The 14,498-nt window shown below is 70.5% G+C and carries 11 protein-coding genes; 4 read left to right on the plus strand and 7 right to left on the minus strand.

The annotated features are described in order from the left end of the window. Window position 1 precedes the first annotated feature (1 nt). From P1V51_01800 to P1V51_01815, 4 genes are all read right to left on the minus strand, one after another. Window positions 2–1,600 carry a hypothetical protein gene (locus tag P1V51_01800; protein MDF1561744.1) on the minus strand — a complete coding sequence of 533 codons (1,599 nt, stop codon included), beginning with the start codon at window positions 1,598–1,600 and terminating at the stop codon, window positions 2–4. 12 nt (window positions 1,601–1,612) lie between these two features. Further along, window positions 1,613–2,440, minus strand: coding sequence for a TadE/TadG family type IV pilus assembly protein (locus P1V51_01805; GenBank protein ID MDF1561745.1), 828 nt, complete (start codon window positions 2,438–2,440; stop codon window positions 1,613–1,615). Window positions 2,441–2,644: 204 nt separating this feature from the next. Then, window positions 2,645–3,715 (minus strand): PilT/PilU family type 4a pilus ATPase, encoded by a 1,071-nt coding sequence (locus P1V51_01810; GenBank protein ID MDF1561746.1) that lies wholly within the window; start codon window positions 3,713–3,715, stop codon window positions 2,645–2,647. Further along, complete coding sequence (locus tag P1V51_01815) at window positions 3,712–4,476, minus strand: glutamine amidotransferase (GenBank protein ID MDF1561747.1); 765 nt, start codon at window positions 4,474–4,476, stop codon at window positions 3,712–3,714. Before P1V51_01815 ends, P1V51_01810 begins: the two co-directional genes overlap by 4 nt. A gap of 49 nt (window positions 4,477–4,525) precedes the next feature. On the opposite strand from P1V51_01815, the gene P1V51_01820 reads away from it, so the two are divergent. Continuing rightward, entirely contained in the window at window positions 4,526–7,153 is a 2,628-nt protein-coding gene (locus tag P1V51_01820; protein MDF1561748.1) for a TonB-dependent receptor, read from the plus strand. A gap of 41 nt (window positions 7,154–7,194) precedes the next feature. Further along, entirely contained in the window at window positions 7,195–8,262 is a 1,068-nt protein-coding gene (locus P1V51_01825; GenBank protein MDF1561749.1) for a hypothetical protein, read from the plus strand. Window positions 8,263–8,278: 16 nt separating this feature from the next. Here P1V51_01825 and P1V51_01830 read toward each other — a convergent pair whose 3' ends face one another. The 3 genes from P1V51_01830 to P1V51_01840 form a co-directional block, all read right to left on the minus strand. Continuing rightward, complete coding sequence (locus tag P1V51_01830) at window positions 8,279–11,668, minus strand: MopE-related protein (GenBank protein ID MDF1561750.1); 3,390 nt, start codon at window positions 11,666–11,668, stop codon at window positions 8,279–8,281. Further along, complete coding sequence (locus P1V51_01835; protein ID MDF1561751.1) at window positions 11,668–12,498, minus strand: hypothetical protein; 831 nt, start codon at window positions 12,496–12,498, stop codon at window positions 11,668–11,670. Before P1V51_01835 ends, P1V51_01830 begins: the two co-directional genes overlap by 1 nt. Before the next feature lie 137 nt (window positions 12,499–12,635). Further along, on the minus strand, window positions 12,636–13,178 hold the full coding sequence (locus P1V51_01840) for a GyrI-like domain-containing protein (protein MDF1561752.1): 543 nt from the start codon (window positions 13,176–13,178) through the stop codon (window positions 12,636–12,638). A gap of 59 nt (window positions 13,179–13,237) precedes the next feature. Here P1V51_01840 and P1V51_01845 point away from each other — a divergent pair, with 59 nt between their 5' ends. Next, window positions 13,238–13,537: a hypothetical protein gene (locus P1V51_01845; protein MDF1561753.1), complete on the plus strand. Its 300-nt coding sequence runs from the start codon at window positions 13,238–13,240 to the stop codon at window positions 13,535–13,537. A gap of 135 nt (window positions 13,538–13,672) precedes the next feature. Further along, the gene (locus tag P1V51_01850) at window positions 13,673–14,467 is read left to right on the plus strand and encodes a hypothetical protein (GenBank protein MDF1561754.1); all 795 of its coding nucleotides are present in this window, start codon (window positions 13,673–13,675) and stop codon (window positions 14,465–14,467) included. Window positions 14,468–14,498 lie beyond the last annotated feature (31 nt).

Here is a 14,498-nt window from a genome sequence, read left to right on the forward strand (position 1 = left end):
CCTAGTTCTTGGGAACGGTGGGGATGGCAGAGACAATGGCCCACTCGACCTCACCGGCGGCCGCCAGCACGATGGCCGCGTCGAGGGTGTCGAAGGGGTGGAGCTTCGCCCGCCAGTAGGGGTTGAAGAGGTTGGGCTGCTCCTTCCAGTCACCCAGGCGGTGGTAGTAGACCAGCGCCTTGCTCATCGCGCTGCCGGTGCCCGGGGCGAGGCGCACGGTGGCGTCGCCCTGCGCGCCGTGGGTGAGGGTGAGCTCACCGGAGTCGGTGATCTCCCAGGGCTTGGCGGCGGACTCACCGATGCCCCGCAGGCGCAGATCCTGGGTGGTGTAGGCGTAGACCGAGGGCTGGCCCCAGTCGGCGCTCTTCTTGTCGTTCGCCCGGAACTTGATGAAGCAGTTGTTCTGGAAGAGGCAGGAGAAGCCCCCGCCGGCGTTCACCCCGTCGAAGTCGTGGTCGTCCTCGTGGGCGTCGCTCGGGTCGTGGTCGCCGCCGTTCTCGTCCGAGAAGATCGACGCCTCGTAGGGGAGCATCATCGCGGCGTGGTCCTTCCAGGAGAAGACCCAGCCGTGGTCGTCGGCGCCGATGGTGGTGCCCTTGCGCATCGAGCGGCCGTCGTGGAGCTGACCGGTGCTCTTGCTGTCGATCAGCTTCGCCGTGCCGTCGTGCATCAGGGCGATCGACATGCCGTCGTCGGGGACGTCGGTCATGAAGTCGATGTTCCAGGTCGGCGAGAGGAAGAGGAGGGGCAGGAAGGGCCGCTCGGCGGGCCACTCGGGCCGGGTGCCGTTGGCCACCTCGGCCATCACCTTCGCCCGGTTCTCGTCGTCGACCGAGGGGCAGCCGATGGCGGCGATGTCGAGGAGGGGCGGCTTCTCGACCGCGCAGGCCAGCTCCCGAACGTTGTAGGCGCCGACGCCCATGGGCAGCTCGGAGGCGTGGGGTGCGTATTGCTCGTCGGTGTCCCGCTCGGCCCCCGTCTGTCCCTTGAGCTTGGACTGGAAGGAGATCGTCCCGTCGGTGCCCAGCAGGACGTCGGAGGTCCGGGTGAGCATCGAGAGCTGGGAGAAGTGGATGACGTTGATCATCAACTCCAGCATCTGCATGGCGAAGCGGAAGGAGCTCTCGAGGTCTTTGACGTCGTCCGCCTTCTCGTCCGCCATGTCGAAGTAGTCGAAGGCGATGCCGATGTCCTCGATGCCCTCGATGCAGTGTTGCACGCAGGAGCAGTAGGTGCAGGCACAGCAGAGGCCGAACTCGATCGCCGCCATGATCAGGAAGTTGTAGGCCGCCCGCTGGCTCATCGCCGGCACCGAGCTCGCCGCCGACATGTAGGCGTGCAGGCTCATCGCCGAGACGTAGGCCGCGGCCATCGCCCGGTTGGTGTAGGCGATGTAGTTGAAGGCCCGCGCCTCCTGGACGGCCATCGAGTAGGCCTGGGCGTCGGCGTAGTTCTGGATGCGGATCTTCTCGTGGATGGCCTGGCTGATGTTGAACGAGAACATCAGCATCAGGGCCAGGACGAGCATGGAGCCGGCGCCCAGGGCCAGCGCCTGTCCGCTCTGGCCGTCCCTGGGATCTCGCAGTGCGTTCTTCAGCATCTTCATTCCCCCCTAGAGCCAGCGGGCTTCGCAGTCGCCGTTGATGCCCGAGCTGTCGTTGGCCGGCAGATTGCTCTTGTAGAGGTTGGACTGCATTCGCATCGAATAGGACGCCCGGATCGGCCAGATGTAGATGCCCATCTCGCCGAGCATGTCGTACATCATCAGGCCGTCCTGCCAGGCCTTCATCCGCCGCTGCATCCCCCGCATCCGGTCGATGGCGGTCTCACCGCCCATGTAGAGGGCGCGGGAGATGTCCTTGCCCAGGGCGATGTTGTGGAAGATCTGGTTCGCGAAGGGGATCGGCATCCGGTAGTTGTAGGTGACCTGGATCCGCAGCTTGGTGCGGTCGAACTTCTTCCAGTTGGCGTCGTCACGGTTGGCGACGTTGGCGGTGTTGATCTGGGGATCGTCGAAGTCGACCTCGTTCGTCTTCCACTGGATCGCCGCCTGGGTGGGGCCGCAGATGGCCACCTCCACGTGCTTGAAGATCGGCGCGTCGAGCATCATCCCGTCGAGCAGCCCGTGCCTGAACCACTTCATCAGGTAGTCCGAGGGCTCGGTGACCGGGGTGATGACCTCGGTACCGCTGCTGCTCTTCGAGATCAGGGGCAGCAGGGTCCACAGCGCCGTGCGGCGCATCTCGCGCACGTTGGCGTTGTGCACCGCCCCGGCCCGCACCGCCTTGTAGGCGGCGTACTTGGTCATCAGGCGCGCCTGGTGGATGAGCCCCAGCTGGAGCAGTCCCAGGATCAAGAAGACGTACATCGGGATGACGATGGCGGACTCGACCATCGCCTGGCCGTCCTCACCCCGCGCGCGACCTCGTCTCTTTCGCATCCAGTTCATCGCTGAACTCCCCTTGGATCCCCGCCGCCGTCGACCCGATCCACAATCGGGTCTTCTGGCCGGAATTCGAGCAGTTCCAGTGTACCGCCTGTCCCCCCGCGACCCATCGGTCAGGTGGACCGAGCGGTGGGCCGGGGTGGGAAAACACCTACATTCACCCACCCCCCGGGCCGGAGAGAGGGGATCGGGTCCGGATCAGCCCAGAGAGAGCTCTCGCTTCAGATCCGCGGGCCGGGAGGCGTGGAGGAGGGCCGTCGCCTCGGTGATCCGGGCCTCCCGGACGAGCCGGTAGAGGTGCTGATCGAAGGTCTGGCAGCCCAGCTCGGAGGCCTGGGAGATGTGGTGCTCGAGCTCGTCGAGCTTCTCCGGGTCCTTGATGCACTCCTGGATCGATCGGGTGGTCCGCATGATCTCCACCGCCGGGATCATGCCGCCCTGCGCCCCCTTGATCAGGCGCAGGGAGACCGTCGCGATCAGCGACTCGGCCAGGCGCAGGCGGACGCTCGACTGCTCGTCGCCGGGGTAGAGGCCGACCAGGCGGGTGATCGTGCGGCGGGCGTCGACGGTGTGCACGGTGCTGACCACCGAGTGGCCGGTCTCGGCCGCCTTCAGGCAGATGTCCACGCTCTCGCGATCGCGCAGCTCGCCCACCATGATGTTGTCCGGGTCCTGCCGCAGCACCGAGCGCAGCGCCCGCTGGAAGCTGTCGGTGTCGGAGCCCACCTCCCGCTGCACCACCAGGCTCCGGGAGGCCGGGAAGAGGAACTCGATCGGATCCTCGATCGTGACGATGTGGGCCCGGCGGCTCTGGTTGATGTGCTGCAGCATCGCCGCGATGGTCGTGGACTTGCCCATCCCGGTGGCGCCGGTGACGAGGATCAGGCCCCGGGGCATCAGCGCGATGTCGGTGAGCACGCGGGGCAGCTGCAGCTCCTCGAGGCTGCGGATGTGGAAGGGGATGATCCGCATCACCACCCCGAGCTCGCCGCGCTGCCGGAAGACGTTCGCCCGGAAGCGGGAGACGCCGGGGATGGCGTAGGAGGTGTCGTGCTCGTTGATCTTCTCGAGGCGCTCGCCCTCGCCCTCCTCGGCCAGGACGTAGCGGGCCACGCTCGTGGTGTCCGCCGGGGTCAGCGCCGGGCCCTTCACCGCGACCAGATCTCCGAGCACCCGGAAGACCGGGGGGTAGCCCACCTCGAAGTGGACGTCGGAGGCCTGGTTGCGGACGGCCGTCTCCAGGATGCCCTGCAGCTGTTGCTCGGTCACGCTGATCTCCTCTCGCCGGACTCCAAATAATAGTACCTCCAGTTCGAGAGGATCCGCGCGCCGTCGCTGCTTTCCCGGATCGAGGCCCGCACCCTGGCCAGGGCCGCCTCGCCCTCCTCGCCCAGGCCCTCCGCCGAGGACCGCACCAGGTCGGCGCGGGCCTCGACGTAGGCCGCCGAGAGCGCGGCGTCGAACTCCGGGTGGAACTGCACCGCCCGGACGCTCTCCCCCAGGGCGAAGGCCTGGTTCGGGGTGTGGGCGTTGCTCGCCAGCACCACCGCGCCCGCCGGCAGGGTGGTCACCGCGTCGCTGTGGGCCTGCTGGACCAGGAGGGTCTCGCCGAGGCCCGCGAAGAGGGGGTCGGCCCGGCCGGCCTCGCTCAGGGCGACCTCGACCGTGCCCGACTCGCGGCCCGCGGGGGAGCGCTCGACGACGCCACCGAAGGCGTCGGCCAGGAGCTGGTGGCCGAAGCAGATGCCCAGCACCGGCACCCCCAGCTGCGCCGCGCCCAGCAGCCAGCCCCCGGCCTCCCCCATCCAGCCGGGATCCTCGGTGATCGAGGCCGCCGAGCCGGTGACCAGGATCCCGGCCACCCCGCGGGCCGGCGGGAGGAGCTCGCCCCGGGTGGGATCGAGGACCCGGTAGCCCCCGGGCCAGTCGCCCAGGGCGCGCTGGAAGATCTCCGGGAAGTCGCCGGCGATGGCCCGCGCCTCGGGCACCGTCTCGCCGGTCTTGAGGATCACGATGGGGCCGCTCGCCATGCCCGCGAATCTAAAACGGCCCTCTCGATCGTGATAGACCGTTGCTGCCGTGAGCGTCTCCCCCCTCATCCTGCTGCTCCTGGCCGGGCAGATCGGCGGCGTCCAGCCCGATCGGGAGGACGCCGAGCAGGAGCAGGCCGCGGCCGAGCACGTCCCGGTCCTCACGAAGGCCCCCGAGCTCCTCGAGTTCGTCGACCCCGAGTACCCGGAAGACATGCAGGCGGAGGGCGTCGCCGGCGAGGTCGTGCTGCAGCTGACGATCGACGAGCGGGGCGAGGTCAGCGAGGCGGTGGTCCTCGAGGGCCTGCACCCCCACCTCGACACCAACGCCCAGCAGGCCGGCCTGCGGCTGAAGTTCAGCCCGGCCGAGGTCGATCACGTGCCCTCGCCGGTGCAGATCGCGTTTCGCTTCGCCTTCACCCTGAGCGTCCCGGAGCCGCCGCCTCCCGAGGCCGACGAGCCCCTGCCGCCGCCCCCCGACACCCTGCGCGGCGTCGTGCGCCTGCGCGGCCGACGCACCCCCCTCGAGGGCGCCTTCGTCGTCAGCGGCGAGCTCTCCACCCAGACCGACGCGGCGGGGGCCTTCGCCCTGCCCCTGCCGGTCGGCGACCACCCGGTGACGGTGAAGGCCCCCGGCTTCTTCGACTTCGAGACGAAGGAGACGATCGTCGAGGGCGAGGCCACCGAGGTCACCTACTACCTGCTCAAGCGCTCGGGCACGCCCTACGAGACCGTGATCCGGGCGCCCAAGCCCAAGAAGGAGGTCTCGCAGGTCGTCCTGGCGCGGGCCGAGCTCCAGAAGGTGCCGGGCACCTTCGGCGACCCCCTGCGGGTGCTCGAGAACCTGCCGGGCATGGCCCGCTCCGGGATCATCGGCGGCGAGCTCCTGGTGCGCGGCGCCAACCCCGAGGACAGCGGCGTCTACTTCGACGGGGTGGGCATCCCGATCCTCTACCACTTCGGCGGCCTGACCTCGGTGGTCAACGCCGAGTTCATCGAGGAGATCGACTTCCAGCCCGGCGGCTTCGGCGCCGAGTACGGCCGGGCGACGGCCGGCGTGGTCGACGTGGAGAGCCGGCGCCTCACCGGCAAGCTGGCGCGGGGGTCGGTGAAGATCGACCTGATGGACACCGCCCTCTTCTACCGGCGGCCGATCACCGAGAAGGTGGCCGTCGGCGTCGCCTTCCGGCGCTCCTACGTCGACGCCCTCCTGCCGATCTTCCTGAAGGCCGCCGGCGCCGAGGGCATCACCCTGGCCCCCCAGTACACCGACTACCAGCTGAAGGTGGACTGGGACGCGGCCCCCGATCAGGACGTCTCCTTCTTCCTCTTCGGCAGCAACGACACCTTCAAGGTCATCGCCCCCCAGGAGGAGCGCGACGCCGGCTTCGAGCTGAAGCTACGGATCGGCTTCCACCGCCTGATGGGCAGCCACGTCTACCGCCTCTCTCCGAAGCTGACGCTGGTGAGCCGCCCCTGGGTCGGGGTCACCCTCCAGAGCGTCGGCGGGGGCGAGGTCGGCCAGACCGGCGGTGGGCTGCAGATCGAGCTGCGCCTGACCAACTGGGAGGCGGGGCTGCGCGAGCGGCTGACCTACGAGCTCTCCGACCGGCTCACCCTGCGCGCGGGCCTGGACCTCTACTACCTCGCCGCCCGGGCGGTGGTGGAGGCGCCCATCGGCGGGGACATCATCGCCTTCCCGGCCCCCGAGCAGCCCCTCTCCGAGAACCAGGAGTTCCGGGTCGACGAGGACGGGATGGGCGACGGCCTCTGGATCGAGGCGACCTGGAAGCCGTCGAAGAACTGGTCGATCACCCCCGGCCTGCGCACCGAGCTCTACTTCTTCCCCGAGAAGACCCACCCCACCCTCGAGCCGCGCCTGGCCGTCCGCTGGAAGGTGCGCGAGGGCAGCGCCGCCAAGCTCGCGGTCGGGCACTACCGCCAGGCCCCGGACGTCTTCGCCATCGGTGAGCAGACCGGCAACCCCCTCATCGAGCCGGAGGCGGCCCTCCACTACGTCGTCGGCTGGGAGCAGCAACTCACCGAGCTGATCGATCTGAACCTCGAGCTCTTCTACAACGACCGCTTCCACCGGGTGGTCAGCTCCAACCGGGTCGAGATCGTCGATGGCGAGGCCATCGTCGAGAACTACAACAACGACGGCCTCGGCCGCGCCTACGGCGCCGAGCTCCTCCTGCGTCACAAGCTCTCCGAGCGCTTCTTCGGCTGGGTCGCCTACACCCTGATGCGCTCCACCGAGCGCAGCCACCCCGGCGACCCCTTCATCGTCACCGACCACGACCAGACCCACATCCTCACCGTCATCGGCTCCTACCGGCCCTGGCGGCCCTTCGAGGTGGGCCTGCGCTTCCGCCTGGTCACGGGCAACCCCTACACCCCCATCGAGGGCGCCTCCCACGACCTCGACACCCTCGGCTGGCCCTCGATCCGCGGCGAGCCGAACTCCGAGCGGATGCCGACCTTCCACCAGCTCGACCTGCGGGCGGAGTACACCTCCACCTACGACCTCTTCACCGTCTCCTACTTCCTCGATCTGCTGAACGCCTACAACGCGAAGAACGCCGAGGACTTCCAGTACGGGTATCGCAAGCGCGAGAAGGTGAACTTCTACGGGCTGCCGATCTTCCCGGTGCTCGGTGTGCGGGGGGAGTTCTGATGCGAGCAAAGCGAGCAGCAGTGAGCCGTGAGCCGTCAGCCGTGAGCCGTGTCGGACAGATCTGCAGCCTCGAGATCTTCATCGGGCTCGCTCTGATCACCCTCCTCTCCGCCTGCTTCCCGGGCCCCTCGGACCGCCAGGATCACGTCCACGACCTCCGCGTCCTCGCCATGAAGATGGAGCCCCCCGAGATCGAGGTGCCCCTCGATCCGGCCGCGCCGCCGGTGGAGGTGCTCTCCACCGCGCTGGTGGTGGACCCCGCCCGGGGCGAGATCGAGCTCGCCTTCCGGGGCTGCCCGAGCCCCTCCTCCAGCGCCTGCCAGAGCAGCCCGGCCGACGCCTCCGATCCCCTCTACCAGCCGCTGATGGCCGAGCGCCGGGAGCGCCTCGCCTTCCCCGCCGAGCCCGGGGCGCCCGAGCTGCTCCCCACCGATCTGCGGGCCTACCCCGCCGCGACGATGAACCGCCTCATCGAGGACGTGGGCTTCGCGGGCATCGCCGGCGCCCGCCCCGCCCTCGAGCTCTCGGTCGACTCGCCGACCCTCGAGAGCCACTACGAGGTCGCCTTCAAGCGCCTCCAGATCTCCTACCCCGACGTCTTCTACCGCGTCGCCCTCGGGGAGCTCGGCATCCCCATCTGCGACGCCCAGGGCCAGCCCGCCGGCTGCCTGGAGTACCGGACCAAGGTGCCCAACTCGAACCCCGTCCTCACCTCCCTCTCCTGGCAGGGGATGCGCGAGGCCGAGAACGGCGAGGATCCCACGCCGGTGCCCGCCGAGGGGCTCGAGGTCGCGGCCGGCACGACGATCCGCATCCACCCCGACATCGACGCCGACGCGGTCGAGGCCTACCAGACCCTGGGCATCGATCTGTCGACCGAGCAGATCGTGGTCAACGACTACGAGGAGCTGCTGGTCCTCAACTGGTTCTCCACCGCCGGCGACTTCTCCCTCTCCCAGACCGTCCCCGAGCGCGACTTCGGCGCCTACACCGACTGGAGCGCCCCCACCGAGCCGGAGGAGATGGGCGTGCACTGGCTCTGGGTCGTCCTCCGCGACAACCGCGGCGGCGTCGACTTCACTCGCCTGAAGATCACCGTCGGGCCCTGAAGCGGGCGGGCCCGCCTCAGGGACAGGCGTCGCCCTGGAGGGTCTCGCAGCGGCCGTTGCTGCAGCCGCAGCTCGTGCCGCAGGTCGCGCCCTCGCAGTCGGGATCCTCGCAGCCGGCGAGGCCGTCGCCGTCCCCGTCGACCTTGGCGGCGCAGTTCGCGGGGGAGTCCTTCGCCCCCACGCAGGCGCCCACCAGGTTGCTCGACATCGGAACGACGCAGTCGTCCCCGACGGTGTTGCAGAAGGTGCACTCTCCCAGTGCGACGTTGCAGATCCCGTCACCGCAGTTGGTCCCGCTGCAGTAGGGGTGGTTCTGGCAGTCCTGGCCTGTATCCTTGCAGATCCGGCACTCGCCGATCTCGGCGGCGCAGACGCCGTCGTAGCAGTTCGGCGCCTGGCAGACCGCCGGACGGGGGACGAAGAGCGGGCAGTCCTGCGTGAGCTGCGAGCAGCGATCGCACTCGTCCGAGACCACGTTGCAGACCCCGTCGGTGCAGCTGTTCGAGGGCTGGCAGGCCGCGGACGAGGCGCAGCTCGAGCAGCCGGCCGTGCACATGCCGTCGTCCGGCCGGCACTGCCCCAGGGCGCAGGTGACGTTCCCACAGACGCTGGTGCCGCCGGAGCCGCAGTCGGCCGTGCAGACCCCGCACTCGCCGCCGAAGAGGTCGCAGTAGCCGTCCCCACAGGTCACGTTGGAGCAGAGGTCGCTGCGCGCACACTCCTGGCACTTGTTGCACTCCATCGGAGCGCTGCAGCGGGCGTCACCGCAGCGGAGCTGGCAGTCGAACTCGAAGGCGCAGTTCGGATCGTAGCAGTCGGTCAGGCCGTCGTTGTCGTTGTCGACGCCATCGACACAGCCGGTCTCGAGGGCCACCCCGTTGGAGCCGCACTGGCAGCCCACGCCGCAGCTGCTGCCCGAGGAGCGGTTCGCCATCTGGCAGCTCGCCCCCTGGCAGAAGCCGTACTCGCAGAGCCCCCCCTGGGGGCAGGCGGCGCTGACGGCGAGGCCGTCGATGGTCTTGTCGCAGTCGTTGTCCAGCCCGTCGCAGGAGACCTCGGGCTGCTCGTACTCGTTCACCTGGGTGGCGTAGTCGCAGCCCGACCAGGTGTTCGCCCCGGTGCAGGTCTCGCGGGTGCCGGCGCAGACCCCGTCCTGGTTGGGGCAGGTCCGGCTGAGGGTGCCGTTGTCGACCGTGCCGTCGGTGACGCCGTCGCAGTCGTTGTCCTTGCCGTCGCAGGCCGTCTCGGTGGTCTGGTAGTCGGTGCCGTAGGCGCAGCTCGACCAGTTGCCGTTGGCGTCGCAGGTCTGCTGGGCGCCGGCGCAGACCCCCTGCTGAAGGGGGCAGTTCTGGACGTCGTTCACCAGGCAGGCGCAGCTCAGATCGGGGTCGGCGTCGTCGGTCAGCCCGTCGCAGTCGTTGTCGAGGCCGTCGCAGGTGGTCTCGGTGGTCTCGTAGGTCGAGGGGTAGACACAGCTGCCATAGATACCGTTGCTGCACTGCCGGTAGGCCGCCGCGCAGACCCCCTGGGTCTGGGCGCAGGCCTGGGTCAGCGGCGTGCTGTCCGACTTCTCGTCGGTGAGGCCGTCGCAGTCGTTGTCGAGGCCGTCGCAGGAGAGCTCGCTGACGTGCTCGTAGTCGCTGCTGTTGGCCGAGAAGCGGCTCTCGCCGCAGGTGAGCCACCCGCCGGCGCCGCCGCAGGCCTTGGTGCTGCCCAGGCAGACCCCGTTCTGGTTGTCGCAGGGCTCGACGAGCGCGTCCTGGGTGTCGGTCAGCCCGTCGCAGTCGTTGTCGAGGCCGTCGCAGGTCTGCTCGACGGTCTGGTAGGTCCCCGGGTAGATGCAGTCGGGGAAGGCGCCGCCGGCGCAGGTGGTGGTGCTGCCGGCGCAGACCCCGTCGGGGTACGGACAGGCGGTCACCAGCGCGTCACCATTCTGGTCCTCGTCGGTCGCGCCGTCGCAGTCCTCGTCGGTGCCGTCGCAGGTCTCGCTGGAGCCGGTGCCCTCCACGGCCGTGCACTCCCGGGCGGTGGGGTCCCCCGCCACGCACTGCCAGACGCCGGTGTTGGCGCAGGCGCCCACCCCGACCGTGCACGGATTGCCGATCTCGAAGGTCTCGTCGGTGAGGGTGTCGCAGTCGTTGTCGAGGCCGTCGCAAGCCTCCGCCGCCGGCCCGGTCCCGCTGCAGGTCCCCCAGGTCCCGGCCACGCAGGCCTGGGTCCCGGCGACGCACTCGCCCTCGTCGCTGCCGCAGGCCTGGTCCGGGTCGCCGACGGTGCAGCCGCAGTTCTCATCCGTCTCGGTGTCGCAGTCGTTGTTCAGCCCGTCGCAGGAGGTCTCGTCCGCCTCGAAGTTGAGGGGGTCGGGGCAGGTCACGACGCCGCCCGCGCAGACGCTCACGGCGTCGGCGCAGACCCCGTCGGTGCCCAGGGCGTGGCAGCCGGTGGTGGGCACGTAGTCCTCGTCGGTCAGATCGTCGCAGTCGTTGTTCAGCCCGTCGCAGGTGGCGTCGCCGGTGGCATCGTAGTCGCTGCTGTTCGCGGTGAAGTTGCTGGCGTCGCAGGTCGGATAGCCCCCGCCGGAGCAGGCCGTGATCGAGCCGGCGCAGACCCCCTTCTGGTTGGCGCAGAGGCGGGTGAGGGGGTTGCCGTCGGCGTCCTCGTCGGTGAGGCCGTCGCAGTCGTTGTCCTTCCCGTCGCAGAGGGTCTCGACCGGCTGGTAGTCGACGCCGTAGGCCTCCATGCACGAGCCGAACACGCCCTGGTTGCAGGCGACCTGCGCCCCGGCGCAGACGCCCAGGTTGAAGAAGCAGCCGATCGGATCGACGCCCACGTCGGTCTGGCCGTCGCAGTCGTTGTCGAGGCCGTCGCAGAGCTCGTCGCTCGGCTCGACGCCGCTGCACGCGCCCCAGAGCCCCCCGAGGCACTCCTCGGTGCCGGTCTTGCAGACCCCGCCGGTCGTACCGCAGGCCTGCCGCAGCGGCGCCCCGCCGGGACCGAGATCGATCGAGCCGTCGCAGTCGTTGTCCTCTCCGTCGCAGAGGGTCTCGAAGGGCTCGTAGCCCGCCGCGTCGCAGTCCACCCAGCCCCCCGCCTCGCAGCGCTTCACCGCGCCGGAGCAGACGCCCTGGGTGCGGCTGCACTCCGGGGCCCCGGTGAGCTCGTCGGCCTCGTCGGTCGCGCCGTCACAGTCGTCGTCCTCGCCGTTGCAGTCCCCGGCGGTCGGGACGCAGCCCCCGCCGTCGCTGCCCCCCGCGGGGACGCAGCGCCCGAGGGTCACGTCGCAGATCTGGCCGTTGGGGCAGGCCGTGTCGCTGCTGCTGCAGGCGAAGTCCTCGGTGCCCGAGAAGAGGCAGCCGGCGGAGGAGAGGAGCGACGCGAGGAAGACGATCGAGAGCAGCCGCCGCATCACCAGACCTCCGCCACGAAGAGCAGGCCGTTGGGCATCGGCGCCAGGCCCATGGCCGCGCCCTTCTCGCCCTTGGGCATCAGGAAGGAGCCCACCAGCAGGGCCGCCCCGCCGGCGGCGAGGCCGATGCCCACCCCCCAGCGGGTGTCGGCCGCCTGGGCCTGGGAGTAGGTCACCTCGGGGGCGTCGGGCGTGCCGCGCCCGGCGTAGGTGGCGTAGCCCGAGCCCATCAGGGCCAGGCCGCCGAGGGCCAGCGCCCCACCGCCGATCATCGAGCCGGTGCGCAGCAGGCCGCCGCGGCGCTTCGGCGGGGCCGGGTCGATCCGGGTCACGCCCGCGCCCGGGACGATCACCGCCGCCAGCTCGTCGGCCGCCGCGGAGGCCGCGTCGAGGACGCCGTCCTCGTCGTTGGCGGTCTTCGTCGTGCGCCCGGCGATGGTGGAGCCGGCGACGTCGATGAGGGAGAGGCTGACCACGTACTTGCTGCCGATGCGGGCGATCTGCCCGGAGAGGACGTAGTTGGCGCCGAGGGCGCCGCCGATCTCGGCCAGGCAGGAGGCCGCCGAGTCGTCGCAGCCCAGGATCTGCCGCTGCCCCTCGAGGTCGAGGAGGGCCGCGACGTCCGCGGGGGTGATCACCTCGGCGCCGGTCCGCGACTCGAGGTGCGCGGCGACGACCAGCCCGAGGCCCTCGAGGCCCTTGGAGGGGTCGTCGGCCCGGATGGCGAAGTCGGTGACCGCGATGCGGATCCGCGCGGCCTCCCTGGCCTTCTCCTCGGCGCGGAGGCCCTGCGGGAGCGCGGCGCAGAGCACCGCCAGTCCTGTCGCCACCGCGACCCCTCTGATTCCTGCCTGTGTCGTCTCTCCCTCTCGGGACCGGATGCCTGCAAGGAGGCCCGATCCACCGGCAGAGCTTAGCAAAGGCCGCCCGCCCCCTCGATAGGGCGGAGATCACATCCGAGGGGGGCCTACTCCTCGTCCGGCGGCACCGGCGAGATCGGCGCCAGCAGCTGCACCCGCATCTCCTCGGGCGCCGTCACCCGGGGGTCGTCCAGGATGCGGTGGTAGACCGGGCCGATGATCATCAGGCCCCTGGCCCGGATCTCGTAGAGGAAGTCCTCGTTGCGGGCCGCGGCGGCCATCAGCCCCCCCTCGACCTCGGCGGAGGCGTACTGCCCCCCCTCGACGTTGCGCATGAACCAGGGCCGCTCCAGCCGGGCCGGGCCGGCGACCGGGAAGGCGATCACCCGGTGGCCCTCCCCCTCGTAGACCACCAGGGGGTTGCCGTCGGGGGCCAGCTTGAGCTCCACGGCCTCGCGCAGGGCCATGCCCAGGCCCGCCTCCACCGAGGCATCGTCCTCGACCGGGCGGGCGACCGCGACCCAGCCCTCCTCCTCGACGACCTTCACCTTCAGGCCGGTGGCCGTGGGCTCCTCGTCGGGCTTCGCCTTCTTCGGGCAGCCGGGCAAGAGGAGCAGGCCCACGAGCAGGACGGAAGCGAGCAGTCTCATCGTCTTTTCCCCTCCCATCGGAAGTAGGGTAGGCAGGTCGCCACCACGATGACAAGCCGATGGATGCCGCCTTCCAGAAGACGATCCTGATCGTCGTGCTCTTCGCCGTCTTCCTCGGGCTGGCGAATTACTACCAGTACAAGGTGGCGGGGGGATCGTCGGGGAGGAGGCGGAGGCGGAGGCGAGGTGCCGTCCTGCCGGAGGAGGGCGAGCCAGCCGCCGAGGAGCTTCCTCCTCCTGCGAGGGTCTTCATGGGGCGGTGGTCGATCTGGGCCTCGGCGATCGCGCTCTTGCTCTGCGGGCTGGCGCTGCTCCTGATGTGGATGGCGACGGTGCAGGGGGGGTTGGGGGCGCCCTGAACGTCGAGCCCGGGGAACACCCGTGTACGTGTACGTGGACGTGCACGACCGTCGACGTACACGTGCACGTACACGTTCACGGCCTTTCCCTGGGTGCACACCGCCATGTCAGACCCCCTTGCTAGGGTCCCCCACATGGCCAACCCCCTCGCAATTCTCCCGACGTCGAACACCCGTAATCTCCCCACCGCCCTCGAGCTGATGCGTCAGAGCGGGGCCGGCTCCGACGAGATCTCGGCCCTGACCTCGGCCGGCAGCCGGATCGAGCTGGCCTGGGTCAGCAGCGGCCGGCCCGAGTGGATGCTGCGGCTGGCCTGGCTCCTCGGCGCCGACCGCCGGGTCCTGGTGGGGGTCCTCCTCTCCGCCCTCTCCGAGGCCGCCGCCGGCCTCGAGCTGCCCGCCCCCCTGGCCGAGCTCCTCGAGCGCCTGCCCGGCTGGCTGCGGGGTGAGGTGGGGATGGACGAGCTCTGGGACCTCCTCGAGGCGGTGAACGAGCTCGAGGACGAGGTCGACCGCCACCACCCCTCTCCGCGGGCCCTCCTCACCTGGGCCGCCGAGCTCGCGACCTGGGCCGCCGGGGCCGCCGAGTCCACCGATCGCCGGCGCTGGGAGCTCTCCCGCCTCGAGGCCGAGCCCGAGGAGGGGCTGGCGAAGATCCTCCCCTTCCCGGGCGTCGAGGAGGGCACCACGCTCCCCGAGCTGATCCACGAGGGCGCCGAGCACGCCGCCGCGGCCCTGCGCCTCGCCCTCGAGGCCCGGGGGGAGCGGGGCCTTCCCGCCGAGCTGGACGGCGCGGGCATCCCCTGGACCCCCCGGGCCGCCGCCGCCCGCCGGGCCGCCGACGGCCTCCGCGCGCTCCTGCCCGCCGGCCTCCTCCTGCGCCGCCTCTCCGTCGCCAGCCTCTCGCCCGCCGCCAACTGGATCGACTGACCTCCGCGGGCGTGGCAGATTGCGCCACGCC

It is taken from the genome of Deltaproteobacteria bacterium (assembly GCA_029210625.1).
Classification (GTDB): Bacteria; Myxococcota; Myxococcia; order SLRQ01; family SLRQ01; genus JARGFU01.

Coding starts and splice junctions, on each gene's coding strand:
- P1V51_01830 (MDF1561750.1), bottom strand. CDS start 11,668: ATGCGGCGGCTGCTCTCGATCGTCTTCCTCGCGTCGCTCCTCTCCTCC.
- P1V51_01800 (MDF1561744.1), bottom strand. CDS start 1,600: ATGCTGAAGAACGCACTGCGAGATCCCAGGGACGGCCAGAGCGGACAG.
- P1V51_01815 (MDF1561747.1), bottom strand. CDS start 4,476: ATGGCGAGCGGCCCCATCGTGATCCTCAAGACCGGCGAGACGGTGCCC.
- P1V51_01840 (MDF1561752.1), bottom strand. CDS start 13,178: ATGAGACTGCTCGCTTCCGTCCTGCTCGTGGGCCTGCTCCTCTTGCCC.
- P1V51_01845 (MDF1561753.1), top strand. CDS start 13,238: ATGGATGCCGCCTTCCAGAAGACGATCCTGATCGTCGTGCTCTTCGCC.
- P1V51_01850 (MDF1561754.1), top strand. CDS start 13,673: ATGGCCAACCCCCTCGCAATTCTCCCGACGTCGAACACCCGTAATCTC.
- P1V51_01805 (MDF1561745.1), bottom strand. CDS start 2,440: ATGCGAAAGAGACGAGGTCGCGCGCGGGGTGAGGACGGCCAGGCGATG.